The following is a 13,681-nucleotide window of genomic DNA, read 5'->3' as shown; positions in this document are numbered from 1 at the left end:
CAGTTCAGCCGGGGGAGGTCGGCGCAGCCCACTATGCACGTCACGCATCTCTCGCTCGCCGACTTCCGCTCGTACACCCGGGCCGAGGTGGCGCTCGACCCGGGCGTCACGGCCTTCGTCGGGCCCAACGGCCAGGGCAAGACCAATCTCGTCGAGGCCGTCGGCTATCTCGCCACCCTCGGCAGCCACCGGGTCTCCTCGGACGCCCCGCTGGTGCGCATGGGTGCGGAGCGGGCCGTGGTCCGGGCCGCGGTCGTCCAGGGTGACCGGCAGCAGCTGATCGAGCTCGAGCTCAACCCGGGCAAGGCCAATCGCGCCCGTATCAATCGGTCCTCGCAGGTCAGACCGCGTGATGTGCTGGGGATCCTGCGGTCGGTGCTGTTCGCGCCCGAGGATCTGGCGCTGGTCAAGGGCGATCCGGGCGAGCGCCGTCGCTTCCTCGACGAGCTGATCACCGCGCGGGCGCCCCGGATGGCCGGGGTCCGCTCCGACTACGACCGGGTGCTCAAGCAGCGCAACACCCTGCTGAAGACCGCGGCCCTGGCCCGGCGGCACGGTTCGCGCAGCGGCGGCGGCGACGCGGCCCTGTCCACGCTCGACGTCTGGGACCAGCATCTGGCCCGGGCCGGTGCCGAGTTGCTCGCCCAGCGGCTCGATCTGATCGCCGTGCTCCAGCCGCTCGCCGACAAGGCGTACGAGCAACTCGCCCCGGGCGGCGGCCCCGTGCTGCTGGAGTACCGCGGCTCGGCCGGTGAGGGGCTGACCGACGCGGGCAGCCGCGAGGAGCTGTACGAGCTGCTGATGGCCGCCCTCACCGAGGCCCGTAAGCAGGAGATCGAGCGCGGGGTCACGCTGGTGGGCCCGCACCGCGACGACCTGGTCCTCAAGCTGGGCCGGCTCCCGGCGAAGGGTTACGCCAGCCATGGCGAGTCCTGGTCGTATGCCCTCGCCCTGCGGCTGGCCTCCTACGATCTGCTGCGCACCGAGGCGGGCGAGCCGGTGCTGGTGCTCGACGACGTCTTCGCGGAGCTGGACGAGCGGCGCCGGGAGCGGCTGGCCGAGCTGGTCGCCCCCGGGGAGCAGGTGCTGGTGACCGCGGCGGTGGAGGATGACGTTCCGCAGGTGCTGTCCGGCACGCGCTATGCGGTGTCCGAGGGCGAGGTGCGGCGCGTATGACCGACGGAATGACCGACGGAATGGACCAGCCGGCGGGGCCCTCGCCGGTGCCCGAGCCCTCGGGGGTCGATCTTGCGCGGGTGGCGCTGCGCGCCGCCAAGGAGCAGGCGCGCGCCCGGGGAGCCGCGGCCCAGCAGAAGAAGCAGGCGCGCAGAGGGGGCTTGCGCTCCGGCGCGCGCGCCGATGGCCGCGATCCGCTTCCGCTCGGTGCGGCGATCAACCGGCTGATCACCGAGCGCGGCTGGGAGGCCCCGGCCGCGGTCGGCGGGGTGATGGGCCGCTGGCCCCAGATGGTGGGGCCCGAGGTGGCGCAGCACTGCGAGCCCCAGCGGTACGACGAGGACGCCCGGGTGCTCACGGTGCGCTGTGATTCCACGGCGTGGGCGACCCAGCTCCGGCTGCTCGCCCCGCAGCTCGTGGCCCGGCTGAACGCGGATCTGGGTCATGGCACCGTCAAGATGATCAAGGTCCTGGGCCCCGGCGGCCCGGCCCGCCGCTACGGCCCGCTGCGCTCCCCGGGCTCCACCGGCCCGGGCGATACCTACGGCTGACCGGGGGCTTGTGCGCCCCGGTGTTAACCGGGGGTAACAGGGTGACTGCTGAGACCCCGGTCACGGTTGCCGGTGGTTGACAGCTCGAAGCGCTGAGTGGCGGTGTGAGCCTCTTGGAGCCCGTCCCCGCATATGGGGAGTCGCTGGCAGCCGGTTCAGGGCGGCACATGCGGACTCAGGCGCCAGCAAGCCCCCATTCTTGTCGGCGCTACCGGTAGACTGGGGCCGTACACCGTCGCCGCCGGCGCACCGAGCGCTTGCGGACACATGTTGAACGACGCAGCCGCTCCTGCCTGCCCGGAGACGGCTTGTGCTGTGCCAGAAAGGGCGCTTCGTGGCCGATTCCGGCAACCCCATCGAAAACATCCCGTCCACGCCCGACAGCGAGGCCCTGGCTCCGCCGTCGTACGACGCCAGTGCGATCACCGTTCTGGAGGGGCTGGAGGCGGTCCGCAAGCGACCCGGTATGTACATCGGTTCCACCGGTGAGCGCGGCCTGCACCATCTCGTCCAGGAGGTCGTCGACAACTCCGTCGACGAGGCCATGGCCGGTCACGCGGACAGCATCGAGGTCACGATCCTCGCCGACGGCGGCGTCCGCGTCGTGGACAACGGCCGCGGGATCCCGGTGGGCATCGTCCCCTCGGAGGGGAAGCCGGCCGTGGAGGTCGTGCTGACCGTGCTGCACGCGGGCGGCAAGTTCGGCGGCGGCGGCTACGCCGTCTCCGGCGGTCTGCACGGCGTCGGCGTCTCCGTCGTCAACGCCCTGTCCTCGAAGGTGTCGGTCGAGGTCAAGACGGACGGCTACCGCTGGACCCAGGACTACAAGACGGGAGCGCCGACCGCGCCCCTGGCCCGGAACGAGGCCACGGAGGAGACCGGCACCACGGTCACCTTCTGGGCGGACCCGGACGTCTTCGAGACCACCGAGTACTCCTTCGAGACGCTGGCCCGGCGCTTCCAGGAGATGGCGTTCCTCAACAAGGGCCTGTCGATCTCGCTCAAGGACGAGCGCGAGGCCCATGTGGACGAGGAGGGCAAGCCGCTCTCCGTGAAGTACCACTACGAGGGCGGCATCGTCGACTTCGTCACCTACCTCAACTCCCGCAAGGGTGAGCTGGTCCACCCCACGGTGATCGGGTTCGAGGCCGAGGACAAGGAGCGGATGCTCTCCCTCGAGATCGCGATGCAGTGGAACACCCAGTACACCGAGGGTGTCTACAGCTTCGCGAACACCATCCACACCCATGAGGGCGGCACCCACGAGGAGGGCTTCCGCGCCGCGCTGACGTACCTGATCAACAAGTACGCGCGCGACAAGAAGCTGCTCCGGGAGCGCGACGACAACCTCACCGGTGAGGACATCCGCGAGGGCCTGACCGCGATCATCTCGGTCAAGCTGGGCGAGCCGCAGTTCGAGGGCCAGACCAAGACCAAGCTGGGCAACACGGAGGCCAAGACCTTCGTCCAGAAGATCGTCAACGAGCATCTCGCCGACTGGCTGGACCGCTACCCCAATGAGGCGGCGGACATCGTCCGCAAGGGGATCCAGGCGGCGACGGCCCGGGTCGCGGCCCGTAAGGCGCGGGATCTGACCCGCCGTAAGGGGCTGCTGGAGACCGCGTCGCTGCCGGGCAAGCTGAGCGACTGCCAGTCCAATGACCCGTCGAAGTGCGAGATCTTCATCGTCGAGGGTGACTCCGCCGGCGGCTCGGCCAAGTCCGGCCGTAACCCGCAGTATCAGGCGATCCTCCCGATCCGCGGCAAGATCCTGAACGTCGAGAAGGCCCGGGTCGACAAGATCCTCCAGAACAACGAGGTCCAGGCGCTGATCTCCGCCTTCGGCACCGGGGTGCACGAGGACTTCGACATCGACAAGCTCCGCTATCACAAGATCATTCTGATGGCGGACGCCGATGTCGACGGCCAGCACATCAACACCCTGCTGCTGACCTTCCTCTTCCGCTTCATGCGCCCGCTGGTCGAGGCGGGGCATGTCTTCCTGTCCCGTCCGCCGCTCTACAAGATCAAGTGGGGCCGGGACGACTTCGAGTACGCGTACTCGGACCGGGAGCGGGACGCGCTGATCCAGGTCGGCCGTGAACAGGGCAAGCGCATCAGGGACGACTCGGTCCAGCGCTTCAAGGGTCTGGGCGAGATGAACGCCGAAGAGCTGCGGGTCACCACGATGGACCCCGACCACCGCGTCCTGGGCCAGGTCACCCTGGACGACGCGGCGCAGGCCGACGACCTGTTCTCGGTCCTGATGGGTGAGGACGTCGAGGCACGGCGCTCGTTCATCCAGCGCAACGCCAAGGATGTCCGCTTCCTCGACATCTGAGTCGGCCCCCAGCCGCAGACGACAGAAGGACTTTGACCAGCAATGGCCGACGAGAACACCCCGAACACGCCCGATGAACTGACCCCCGACGAGGTCGCCGAAGGCGCCGCACTCCGCGTCGAGCCGGTCGGCCTCGAGACGGAGATGCAGCGTTCGTACCTCGATTACGCGATGAGCGTGATCGTCAGCCGTGCGCTGCCCGACGTCCGGGACGGCCTCAAGCCGGTGCACCGCCGGGTGCTGTACGCGATGTACGACGGCGGGTACCGGCCCGAGAAGGGCTTCTACAAGTGCGCCCGCGTCGTCGGCGACGTCATGGGCACCTACCATCCGCACGGCGACTCGTCGATCTACGACGCCCTGGTGCGGCTTGCTCAGCCGTGGTCCATGCGGATGCCGCTGGTCGACTCCAACGGCAACTTCGGCTCCCCGGGCAACGACCCCGCGGCGGCCATGCGGTACACCGAGTGCAAGATGGACCCGCTGGCCATGGAGATGCTCCGGGACATCGACGAGGAGACCGTCGATTTCCAGGACAACTACGACGGCCGTAACCAGGAGCCGACGGTCCTCCCGGCTCGTATCCCGAACCTGCTGGTCAACGGCTCGGCGGGGATCGCGGTCGGCATGGCCACCAATATCCCGCCGCACAATCTGCGCGAGGTCGCCGAGGGCGCCCAGTGGTTCCTGGCCAATCCGCAGGCCACCCAGGAGGAGCTGCTCGAGGCCCTGATCGACCGGATCAAGGGCCCGGACTTCCCGACCGGCGCGCTGGTCGTCGGCCGTAAGGGCATCGAGGAGGCGTACCGCACCGGGCGCGGCTCGATCACGATGCGCGCGGTCGTGGAGGTCGAGGAGATCCAGGGCCGGCAGTGCCTGGTGGTCACCGAGCTGCCGTACCAGGTGAACCCGGACAACCTCGCGCAGAAGATCGCCGACCTGGTGAAGGACGGCAAGGTCGGAGGCATCGCCGACGTCCGCGACGAGACCTCCTCGCGCACCGGCCAGCGCCTGGTCATCGTGCTCAAGCGGGACGCGGTCGCCAAGGTCGTCCTCAACAACCTCTACAAGCACACCGATCTGCAGACCAACTTCGGCGCCAACATGCTGGCGCTGGTCGACGGTGTGCCGCGCACCCTCTCGCTGGACGCGTTCATCCGCAACTGGGTGACCCACCAGATCGAGGTCATCGTCCGGCGGACCCGCTTCCGGCTGCGCAAGGCCGAGGAGCGGGCGCACATCCTGCGCGGTCTGCTCAAGGCCCTGGACGCGATCGACGAGGTCATCGCGCTGATCCGGCGCAGCGACACGGTGGACACCGCGCGCGGGGGCCTGATGGGCCTGCTGGAGATCGACGAGATCCAGGCGAACGCGATCCTGGAGATGCAGCTGCGGCGGCTGGCCGCCCTGGAGCGTCAGAAGATCATCCAGGAGCATGACGAGCTGCAGTCCAAGATCGACGAGTACAACGCGATCCTGGCCTCGCCCGAGCGGCAGCGGCAGATCATCAGCGAGGAGCTGACCGCGATCGTCGAGAAGTTCGGCGACGACCGGCGCACCAAGCTGGTGCCCTTCGACGGTGACATGTCCATCGAGGACCTGATCGCCGAGGAGGACATCGTCGTCACGATCACGCGTGGCGGCTATGTGAAGCGCACCAAGACCGAGGACTACCGCTCCCAGAAGCGTGGCGGCAAGGGCGTGCGCGGGACGAAGCTGAAGCAGGACGACATCGTCTCCCACTTCTTCGTCTCGACCACCCACCACTGGCTGCTGTTCTTCACCAACAAGGGCCGGGTCTACCGGGCGAAGGCGTACGAGCTGCCGGACGCCGGCCGGGAGGCGCGCGGCCAGCATGTCGCGAATCTGCTGGCGTTCCAGCCCGATGAGAAGATCGCGCGGATCCTGGCCATCCGGGACTACGAGGCGGTGCCGTATCTGGTGCTCGCCACCAAGTCCGGCCTGGTGAAGAAGACCCCGCTGAAGGACTACGACTCGCCCCGCTCGGGTGGCGTGATCGCGATCAACCTCCGGGAGATGGAGGACGGCCGCGAGGACGAGCTGATCGGTGCCGAGCTGGTGTCCTCCGCGGACGATCTGCTGCTGATCAGCAGGAAGGCCCAGTCGATCCGGTTCACCGCGACGGACGAGTCGCTGCGGCCGATGGGGCGCGCGACCTCCGGTGTGAAGGGCATGAGCTTCCGCGAGCACGATGAACTCCTCTCGATGAATGTCGTCCGGCCCGGTACGTTCGTGTTCACCGCCACCGACGGCGGGTACGCGAAGCGGACCAACGTCGACGAGTACCGCGTCCAGGGGCGCGGCGGCCTCGGGATCAAGGCAGCGAAGATCGTCGAGGACCGTGGTTCCCTGGTCGGGGCGCTGGTGGTCGAGGAGACCGATGAGATCCTCGCCATCACGCTCAGCGGTGGCGTGATCCGTACCCGGGTCAATGAGGTCAGGGAGACGGGCCGTGACACCATGGGCGTCCAACTGATCAACCTGGGCAAGCGCGATGCCGTCGTCGGCATCGCCCGGAACGCCGAGGCCGGTCGTGAGGCTGAAGAGGTCGAGGAAGATTCCGCGACCGGGAGCGCGCCAGCCGAGGAGGCCGCGTCCGAGGCGGTCGAGGGCACACCGCCCCCGGCCGACGAGACCGAGGAGTAAGTCGTGAGTGGAGCCACGGGTGCCGGGGGCGGCGGTGCGGACGCCGGAGGGCGTCCGGGGTCGGGAGCCCCGACTTCGGCGGGCGGCACCACCGCTGGGGAAAGCGCCCGTGGCCCGGCCGGGGACTCCGCCCCCGCGTCGGTGACCGAGACCCGGAAGCTGCGGCCGCAGCGCGATCCGCATCCGAAGCCCCAGTACTCCAGCCCGCTCCCCAACGAGCGTCCGGCCCCCTCCCAGCCCGCGCAGCCGTACCACCCGCCGCAGGCCTACGCCCCGCCGCCCGGCGGCGGGGCCGGACAGGTCGGCTCCGCGGTGCCCGGGCAGCCGGGCCAGGCCGCCCAGTCGGGGCACCAGCAGGCCGCCACGGCCGTCCGCCGCCCCCGTACGCCCGCGGGGGCCCGTCAGGCGCCGCGGACCCGTAAGGCGCGGCTGCGGGTCGCCAGGGTCGATCCGTGGTCGGTCATGAAGGTCAGCTTCCTGCTCGCGATCGCGCTGGGGATCTGCACCGTGATCGCGGTGGCGGTGCTGTGGATGGTCATGGACGCCATGGGCGTCTTCAGCGCGGTCGGCGGCACCATCAGCGATGCGACGGAGTCGCAGGAGGGCAGCGGGTTCGACCTGGAGTCTTTCCTGTCGCTTCCGCGTGTCCTCGGGTTCACCGGGATCATCGCCGTGATCAACGTGGTGTTGGCCACCGCGTTGGCCACGCTCGGTGCCTTCATCTACAACCTGTCGGCGGGCTTCGTGGGTGGCGTCGAGCTGACCTTGGCCGAGGACGAGTAGCGGCCCGCCGTTACCGATTTTGGGACGGGGCAGGTCGTGCGCTAATCTTTCGGTGCAGCGCGGGGCTATAGCTCAGACGGTTAGAGCGCTTCCCTGATAAGGAAGAGGCCACAGGTTCAAGTCCTGTTAGCCCCACCGTCGCGATCAGCCTGGATGGAGATTTTCTTCGTCCAGGCTGATGTCGTATGGGGGGCCGGGAGTTGATCCCCGGTTCCTGCCCGGTTTCTCATCGGCCAATGCCGGTCATAGGTCACCGATCGGTATCGGTCGGTGTGTATCATCGGGCGCCAGAGGTCCCCTACGTCAAGAAAGAGACGAGGTAGCGCGGTGAAGAAGCTGCTCCTGGTCGCACTGGCCGCCATCGGCGGGCTCCTCGTGTACCGCCAGATCCAGGCGGATCGCGCCGAGCAGGATCTGTGGACGGAGGCGACCGACTCCGTGCCCGCAGGTTCGGGTGTATGAGCTCCTAGCTCCTAAGACAGTCCCAGTACGGGGCCCCGACCGCTGGAGCGGTCGGGGCCCCGTCGGCTTTACTGGCGCCGTGCGGGGAAGGGGCAGGGGCGTCGGGGGATGGGATGACGGGGGGCCTTCGTGTTTCACTCTCGCAAACGAATAGCTTGCACAGGCAAAGTTGAACGGGCCGACCGGCCGGTACGACGAGGAGTGACGCGCGATGAAGGACCGCCGCAAGGGCAGGGCCGGTCTCGCCGCGGTGGCGGCACTGTGCGCGGTGGCCGCGGCACCGGGGACGTCCCTCGCCGACGGCGCCGCCGGAGCCCGGGCGTACGAGACCCGCGGCACCCGGATATCCGGCGCCGACGCTGACTCGGGCGCCCCGTCCCTGGCGGCCGGCCGCACCTATGTCGACAGCGTCGGGCCGGGCGAGAAGCGGTACTACGGCGTGACGCTCGACACGAAGTCAGCCGCCTATGTCTCAGCGGTCGCCGCGCCCAGGCCGGGTGCGGACGTGACCTCGTACCGCGATGGCGTGAAGGTGACGCTGGAGAGCCCTGACGGGGGCATCTGCGGCACCGCCGCTCCGAAGATCGAAACCAATGGCGTCGCCTATCCCCTCGCCGACTACGCCTCCCGCCAGATCGACTCCGGCCCGGCCTCCTGCCATGAAGCGGGGCGCTATGTGGTGACGGTGGAGCGCCAGGACGGGTCACCGGACCCGGAGCGCTGGCCTGTGGAGCTCCGGGTGATGGTGGAGCCACCGGTGAAGGGCGGGGCCACGGGAGCGGCTCCGGAGGGGAGTTGGAGCACTCCGTCCCCCAAGCCGCCGGACGGCACTCCCTGGCCGCGGCGCGGCGGACGCGGCTTCACCGACGCGCCGACCCTGGGGAGCGGGGTGTGGGAGGACGAGATCACGCCGGGGGAGACGCGTTTCTACCGGGTGCCCGTCGACTGGGGGCAGCGCCTCATCGCCGCCGCCGAACTGTCCGCCGACGGCAAGGACCAGAGCACCCGTCTGCTCGACCGCGCCCTGGCGATGCACGCGTACAACCCGGCGCGCGGGCTCGCCAAGCGGGGCGTCCCCGCCGCGCAGGACGGCGAATCGCCCCGCACCCAGGTGGCCACCGCGCCGGTGGCCTACGGAAACCGGTATGCCAACACCGGCTCCACGGTCCGCGCGATGAGCTTCAGCGGTGGGTACTTCCTGGCGGTCACCCTCAACCCTCCGCAGGTGGCACCGCATCTGAACGGCCCGGTGCCGGTCGTCCTGCGGGTACGGGTCGCGGGCTCCGCGCGTGGCGGGCCCAGCTACGACAAGGACCCGGTCGAGGCGGGGTTCGGCCTCACGGCGGCCGACCGGAAGGTGGCCAAGCGCCATCCGGACGCCGCGGACGACGACCGGATGGCGAGTCCTGGCTCCGGAGCCGCCGACTCGAAGAAGACCGCGCTGCGGGTGGTGGGGTACGCGGGGATCGGCACGGGGACGGCCCTGGTGCTCGGGCTCGGCGTGTGGACGCTCGCCGCCCGGCGCCGGGCGGCGGCGCAGCGGTACGGGCCGCCGCCGGGGTGGTAGTTGGGGGCGCTGCTTTCGCTGGGTGGTGCGTCAGGGGGAGCCGCCGGGGGTGTGACGCCAGTGGCGATGACGTCGGCGGGGGCGCCGTCGCGGCGCATGGGCGACGTCAGCTCGCGGTCTGTCCGTGCTCAGCTCGCGGGCCCGTCCGTGCTCAGCCCGCGGCCACCAGCGCCCATGCGCCGACGGCGAAGCACACCGCCGCGACGATCAGGATCGAGAGCGCCGCTTTCCGGGACGGCCCGGGGTGTCGCCGCGTCGTCGAGGGAACCCGCGGCCGCTCGGCGGTGTATGGACGAGTAGAAGGGAAGTCACGCGGGGGCGGCGTTGGTGTCGGGGTCGGAGTCGGCGTGGGTGTCGGCGTTGGCGTCGGTGTCGGCGAGGGAGCCGCGGTCGGAGCGGAAGCGGGGGTGGGCGTATGCGGGTGTGCGTGGTGCACCGGCTGTACGGGGTGTGCGGGCTGCTGTGCGTGGTGCGGATGGTGCACGGGCGGCTGTGCCGGTGGCAGCGGGGCCGCCGTCGAGGGGGTCGGCGGGGTCAGTGGGTGGGGCATCGACTGCGGCATCGACGGCCGCTGGACCGGCGGGGGCGGAGTCGCGGGCCGGGCGGTCGGCGGCGGGGGCGTTGGTGTCGGAGGGCCCGCGGGCTGGGGCGGTGGGGTCCGGCTCAGGGGCGTCTGGGCGTGCGGGGCTTCAGCGTGCGGGACGCCGGAGGACGGAGCCCCGGGAGCCCCGGTGTGCGGGGCCTGGCCGGGCGGGGGCTCGGTGTGCGGTGTCCCTGGCTGCTCGTTCCGGGGGAGCGGCGGCGGGAGGGTGAAGCTGCCGGTGTCGGACATGGACGGCTGTGGGGCGGCCGACTGGGGTGGGGACGCCTCGGCGGCGGGGCCCGCGTCGGCGGTGGGGTCCGCGTCGGCGGTGGGCTGGGGCCGGGAGGGCGCCGCGCCGTTCGCGCCGTTCTCTCGGGGTGGGTCCGTCTTCGCGTGGCGGCGGCGCGGCCGGGTCGGTCCGTTGTGGTCGAACCCGGCGGGCAGCGGCCCGAGATGGTCGAAGACCTCGATGGCGTCGTCGTCCAGGTCGGCCTCGGGCAGCAGGTCGACGGCCGTCGCCAGCGCCTTCCGCGCTCCCGTGGCGGTGCGGAAGCGGTCCTCGGGGTCCGGCTGCAGCAGACCCGCGATCACCTGCCACAGCGGTTCCGGCACCCCCGTGGGCGCGTTCGGCACTCCCTGCTCGAAGAGTTTGACGAGCGCCTCCGCGTCCGGCTTGTGCCCGTTGAGCAGATAGAGCGTCACCAGCCCCACGGCGAAGAGGTCCGCCGGGAAGTCCGGGTCGTCGCCCATCATCTGCTCGGGCGCGAAGTAACCCGGCGTGCCCATCACGTAGTTGGCCTCGGTGAGGCGCGGCTCGCCCTTGGTCAGCGCGATGCCGAAGTCGCCCAGCCGGACATGCGGCCGCCCGGTCCCGGTGGATTCCAGCAGGATGTTCGCGGGTTTGATGTCCCGGTGCACCACGCCCTCGGCGTGTACCGCGGCCAGTCCGGAGAGCAGCTGGTCGAGCAGGGTGCACACATAGCGGGGCGGCAGCGGGCCGTAGTCCCCGATGAGATGGGCGAACGAGCCGCCGCCCACCAGATCCATGGTGAACAGCACCTTGTCGTCGTCGGCCGCCCAGCTGGCCGGCGCCAGCACATGGGGGTGATCGATCCGCAGGGCCTGTTCCCGGACGAAGCGCAGCAGCGTATGGGCATCACGTTGCTGGAGCACCTTCGCTGCCACGTACCGTCTGCGGCGGTGGTCCCAGACGCGCCATACGGCGCCCACGCCCCCACGCCCGATCGGGTCCACCAGCTCGTACCGGCCCGCGAAGATCTCACCCATCGCGCCGTGCCCGCCCCGTCATCGACTCGTCAGCAGTTCAGCCCGTCAGTTCTGGTGCGCCTCGTAGTGGGCGACCGCATCGGCGGTCCGCCCGGCGCCGTACACACGGAGAAACTCTGCCAGCTCGGGGTGGGTCGGGGCGAGGGAGTCGGCGGCATCGATGATGTCCCCCGCGGCCGCCACGGACCGCAGCAGCGACTGGATCTCGCGCACCACTCGCCGAACGGTCGGGGCGCCCGTGCTCGTCGCCGTGGACTGGGTGGAGTTGAGGACCGAGCCGCCCGCGGACTTCTTGATCTCCTCCATGCGCTCGGCGGCCTCGGCGGCACTGACCCTGCCGTCCGCCGCCTGGCTGGACAGCTCCTGCAGCGCCTGCACCCGCTGGACTACGGCGGGGTTGCCGATCTTGGCGCGCTGGCCGCTCATGAGCTGCGAGAGCATGGGCGCGGACAGCCCGAGCACGGCGGCGAGACGGGCTTGGTTCAGACCGAGATCATCGATGAGACGGCGAAAGAGCGCCCCCAGCGGTTCCCCGTACCAGCTGCGCTGAAGCTCCCGTGCGCGCGCGGTGGCATCCTGCTGTGTTGCGTCCATCTCGCTCTCCCCTTCGCTTCGCTGCCGCGAATCTTGCGTGGCATCCTACGGAGAGCGCTACGCACGAGCGATACCCGGTCGGGAATGGTGGCCGGTAGCAGGTATCCTGATCGGCGACGGGGCCTTAGCTCAGTTGGTAGAGCGCCGTCTTTGCATGGCGGATGTCAGGAGTTCGACTCTCCTAGGCTCCACCTTCGTCACCAGCCAGGACATCGTGATCGATGCCCTGGCTGGTTTGTTTCGCCCTTGATATCGGTGTTGCCACTCCTGTCATTGCCCGGCGCAACACCCGCGGGATGCTCCAGGGTGTTTTCCACAACTCGGGCAGATCGCCCGGGAGTCGTCTGATCGGCGCGGGTCGCCGTACAGGGGGACACGATGGGTGAGCTGCATCCGCTGGGCGAGAACCTGCCCGAGGAGTGCCGGGCCTTCGCTGTGGAGCTGAGGAAGCTGTTCCTGGGGCTGGGGATCTCGGTGCGCAGATACGCCGTGCGCAGACACCGGGATCCGAGCACCATCTCGCGGTTTCTGAGCGGCACCCGCATCCCGCCGTGGGAGTTCGTCTTCGATCTGTTCACCGATCTCGCGGCGCGGCGGGGCGTCGCTCCCACCCCCGCCGCCATCCAACTGGTGCGGGAGCTGCACCGGGCCGCGGTCCGCACCAGCCGCTCCCCCGGGCATGCCATGGAGATCCTGCAGATCCAGCTGGCCGACGCCGACCGGGACGCGCGGGTGTCCATGGCGCACCAGGACGTGCTGGGCGAGGCGCTGCTGGACCGCAAGCACCGCATCGCCGATCTCGAGGTGCGGCTGAACCAGGCCGAGGCGGCATGGGCGACGGAGCGCGCCCGGGCGGACGCGCTGGAGCGGGAGCTTCCGGACCGGAAGGAGCTGATCAAGGAGCGGAATCTGCTCCGGCAGGAGGTGGGGCGGCTCACCGAGGAGCTGGAAGATGTGCGGCTGCGGGGCCGGCTGGCGGAGGAGCGCTGCCTGGTCCTGGAGCGGCAGCTGGCCATGGTGGAGTCCCAGCCCCCGGCCGCGGTGCCGCAGCCGGAGGACGAGCCCGCGGTCCCGGAGGGACCGGCGGCGCCCAAGCGGGGCACCGGGCCGCGGCCGAAGATCCTCGTGGTCGACGACCAGCAGAACAATCTGCTGGCCATGGAGGCCGTGCTGGCCACGCTCGACCAGGAGCTGGTGACCGCGACATCCGGGCAGGAGGCCCTCAAGGCGCTGCTCGACCATGACGACTTCGCGGTGATCCTGCTGGATGTGCAGATGCCCGAAATGGACGGCTATGAGACGGCGGCCCACATCAAGCGGCGTTCCCGTAACCGCGACATCCCGATCATCTTCCTCACCGCGATGGGCGCCGATCCCGAGAACGCCTCGCGGGGCTATGCGGCCGGCGCGGTGGACTACATGGCCAAGCCGTTCGACCCCTGGGCGCTGCGGGCCAAGGTCTCGGTCTTCACCGAGATCTTCCTGGAGCGCCGGCAGCGCCGTTCCCAGGGGGAGGACCCGGCGGGCTGAGCCGGAGCCCCACGGCCCGGAGCGGGCTGGGTCGTGCCGGGCCGACGACCGGACCCGGGCCGGGCTGATCCGGGGCCGGAGACGGGACGAGGGGCGGGAGATCACCCGATCTCCCGCCCCTCGCGGAGGGCCGCGCCGGA

10 protein-coding genes and 2 tRNA genes are annotated in these 13,681 nt (G+C 70.4%); 10 read left to right on the top strand and 2 right to left on the bottom strand.

Features of this window, described 5'->3' with window-relative positions; translation table 11 throughout:
• Positions 1-33: 33 nt before the first annotated feature.
• The 8 genes from recF (at position 34) to J5X86_RS01570 (ending at position 9,547) form a co-directional block, all read left to right on the top strand.
• Positions 34-1,176 carry a DNA replication/repair protein RecF gene (recF, locus tag J5X86_RS01605; protein ID WP_208515034.1) on the top strand — a complete coding sequence of 381 codons (1,143 nt, stop codon included), beginning with the start codon at positions 34-36 and terminating at the stop codon, positions 1,174-1,176.
• Positions 1,173-1,727 carry a DUF721 domain-containing protein gene (locus J5X86_RS01600; RefSeq protein WP_014053568.1) on the top strand — a complete coding sequence of 185 codons (555 nt, stop codon included), beginning with the start codon at positions 1,173-1,175 and terminating at the stop codon, positions 1,725-1,727. Before recF ends, J5X86_RS01600 begins: the two co-directional genes overlap by 4 nt.
• Before the next feature lie 310 nt (positions 1,728-2,037).
• Positions 2,038-4,068, top strand: coding sequence for a DNA topoisomerase (ATP-hydrolyzing) subunit B (gyrB, locus tag J5X86_RS01595; protein ID WP_308124418.1), 2,031 nt, complete (start codon positions 2,038-2,040; stop codon positions 4,066-4,068).
• A gap of 42 nt (positions 4,069-4,110) precedes the next feature.
• Positions 4,111-6,735 (top strand): DNA gyrase subunit A, encoded by a 2,625-nt coding sequence (gene gyrA, locus J5X86_RS01590; protein ID WP_208515033.1) that lies wholly within the window; start codon positions 4,111-4,113, stop codon positions 6,733-6,735.
• A 3-nt stretch (positions 6,736-6,738) separates the two neighbouring features.
• Positions 6,739-7,518, top strand: coding sequence for a DUF3566 domain-containing protein (locus J5X86_RS01585; RefSeq protein ID WP_208515032.1), 780 nt, complete (start codon positions 6,739-6,741; stop codon positions 7,516-7,518).
• A 61-nt stretch (positions 7,519-7,579) separates the two neighbouring features.
• Positions 7,580-7,653: transfer RNA gene (locus J5X86_RS01580), tRNA-Ile, on the top strand.
• Between the two features lie 192 nt (positions 7,654-7,845).
• Entirely contained in the window at positions 7,846-7,980 is a 135-nt protein-coding gene (locus J5X86_RS50330) for a DLW-39 family protein (RefSeq protein ID WP_003958712.1), read from the top strand.
• Positions 7,981-8,191: 211 nt separating this feature from the next.
• A complete protein-coding gene (locus tag J5X86_RS01570; protein WP_208515031.1) occupies positions 8,192-9,547 on the top strand; it encodes a hypothetical protein in 1,356 nt (451 codons plus the stop codon).
• 151 nt (positions 9,548-9,698) lie between these two features.
• Here the strand turns inward: J5X86_RS01570 and J5X86_RS01565 are convergent, their stop codons facing one another.
• Positions 9,699-11,417, bottom strand: coding sequence for a serine/threonine-protein kinase (locus tag J5X86_RS01565; protein WP_208515030.1), 1,719 nt, complete (start codon positions 11,415-11,417; stop codon positions 9,699-9,701).
• A gap of 45 nt (positions 11,418-11,462) precedes the next feature.
• Entirely contained in the window at positions 11,463-12,011 is a 549-nt protein-coding gene (locus J5X86_RS01560; RefSeq protein ID WP_208515029.1) for a DNA-binding protein, read from the bottom strand.
• Between the two features lie 118 nt (positions 12,012-12,129).
• Here J5X86_RS01560 and J5X86_RS01555 point away from each other — a divergent pair.
• Both J5X86_RS01555 and J5X86_RS01550 read left to right on the top strand, forming a co-directional pair.
• Positions 12,130-12,202, top strand: a tRNA-Ala gene (locus J5X86_RS01555).
• A 187-nt stretch (positions 12,203-12,389) separates the two neighbouring features.
• Positions 12,390-13,541 (top strand): two-component system response regulator, encoded by a 1,152-nt coding sequence (locus tag J5X86_RS01550; RefSeq protein ID WP_208515028.1) that lies wholly within the window; start codon positions 12,390-12,392, stop codon positions 13,539-13,541.
• Positions 13,542-13,681: the final 140 nt, after the last annotated feature.

The sequence above is a fragment of the Streptomyces sp. NEAU-YJ-81 genome (assembly GCF_017592595.1).
Classification (GTDB): domain Bacteria; phylum Actinomycetota; class Actinomycetes; order Streptomycetales; family Streptomycetaceae; genus Streptomyces; species Streptomyces hygroscopicus_B.
Note: the sequence above shows the minus strand (reverse complement) of the source record. Positions and strands in the feature narration are given on the sequence as shown.

Coding starts and splice junctions, on each gene's coding strand:
- recF (WP_208515034.1), top strand. CDS start 34: ATGCACGTCACGCATCTCTCGCTCGCCGACTTCCGCTCGTACACCCGG.
- J5X86_RS01600 (WP_014053568.1), top strand. CDS start 1,173: ATGACCGACGGAATGACCGACGGAATGGACCAGCCGGCGGGGCCCTCG.
- gyrA (WP_208515033.1), top strand. CDS start 4,111: ATGGCCGACGAGAACACCCCGAACACGCCCGATGAACTGACCCCCGAC.
- J5X86_RS01570 (WP_208515031.1), top strand. CDS start 8,192: ATGAAGGACCGCCGCAAGGGCAGGGCCGGTCTCGCCGCGGTGGCGGCA.
- J5X86_RS01565 (WP_208515030.1), bottom strand. CDS start 11,417: ATGGGTGAGATCTTCGCGGGCCGGTACGAGCTGGTGGACCCGATCGGG.
- J5X86_RS01560 (WP_208515029.1), bottom strand. CDS start 12,011: ATGGACGCAACACAGCAGGATGCCACCGCGCGCGCACGGGAGCTTCAG.
- J5X86_RS01550 (WP_208515028.1), top strand. CDS start 12,390: ATGGGTGAGCTGCATCCGCTGGGCGAGAACCTGCCCGAGGAGTGCCGG.